Source organism: Clostridium sp. MT-14 (genome assembly GCF_042436595.1).
Taxonomy (GTDB): domain Bacteria; phylum Bacillota; class Clostridia; order Clostridiales; family Clostridiaceae; genus Clostridium_B; species Clostridium_B aromativorans.
This window is the reverse complement of record NZ_JBHMIY010000086.1, coordinates 1-1,164: the sequence shown is the minus strand read 5'-3', so window position 1 is coordinate 1,164 and position 1,164 is coordinate 1. Positions and strand designations below refer to the sequence as shown.

The window sequence follows — 1,164 nt, the reverse complement described above, 5'->3', positions numbered from 1 at the left end:
TAACCTGTTGTGCTAGTTAAATTCACTAACATAATTTACAAATAGAAAAACTCCGGCAATTATGTTACCTTATCATTAAAAAATCAGCAAAGATTCTAATGATAGGGGGAAAACATATATGCCAGAGTTCAAGAAAGATTATACTATAGAAATTGATAATCTTAAAGATTTTATTACTGTTACATTTGTAATAATTGATGACTTTTACCACAAAGTTACTCCAGCACATATTAAAAATCGCAGAAATATTGATAAAGCAATTATGAACGACAGTGAAATAATTACTTTATCACTGGTTGGCGAACTTCTTTCTATCGATTCTGAGAAATCATGGTTCAGTTTCTGTACCAGAAATTTAAAGGATTTATTCCCTGAATTTTGTACAAGAACAAGATTCCACAGAATTAGAAAATCACTTTACAAGGTCGTGGAGCAAATCCGTCAAGAAATAACATGGTTTCTAAACTATACTTATGAGCAATACAGGATAATTGACAGTATGCCGGTTCCAGTTTGTGAATTTGGGAGAGCACATTTTCATAGAGCATTTAAGCCGGAGGCTGCCTACGGCAGGTGTGCCTCCAAGAAGGAAACCTACTATGGATTTAAACTGCATGCCCTTACAGCACTTGATGGATATTTGACCGATTTTATCTTAACTCCTGCCAATATTGATGATCGCGCAGCAGTATGGGATTTAACATCATCCCTATCCCCGGTAACTATAATAGGGGATAAAGGATATATTGGAGATAGATTTATTTCAGAACTAAAATCTGAAAAGAAAATCAATCTTATTGCCATGAAAAGAAAGAAAACTGTAAATCAATTTTCAAAAGAATTCAGACAGACAATATTTAAAGCCAGGCGAAGAATTGAGTCAACTTTTTCTCAATTATCCAGCCAGCTAAATATACAAAGAGTACTTGCCAGATCCATGTGGGGATTAGTAAGCAGAATAACGAACAAAATTTTAGCTCATAATCTCTGCTATTTTATCAATAAAGTATTGAGTATTAATCCAAATATATCAAAAATTAAGCAGTTAGTATTTGGTTAATTTTTCTTAAAAGCATATGATAAAGTTCTTAGGGTTACTCTAGCTTATTTCTATGGAGTATATATCCTATTTATGAAAATTTATCTTTTAGCACAACAGGTTAA

1 protein-coding gene is annotated in these 1,164 nt (G+C 32.4%); it reads left to right on the top strand.

The features are described 5' to 3' along the window. Positions 1-118: 118 nt before the first annotated feature. A complete protein-coding gene (locus ACFHWD_RS20595; RefSeq protein WP_378062940.1) occupies positions 119-1,060 on the top strand; it encodes an IS982 family transposase in 942 nt (313 codons plus the stop codon). Positions 1,061-1,164 lie beyond the last annotated feature (104 nt).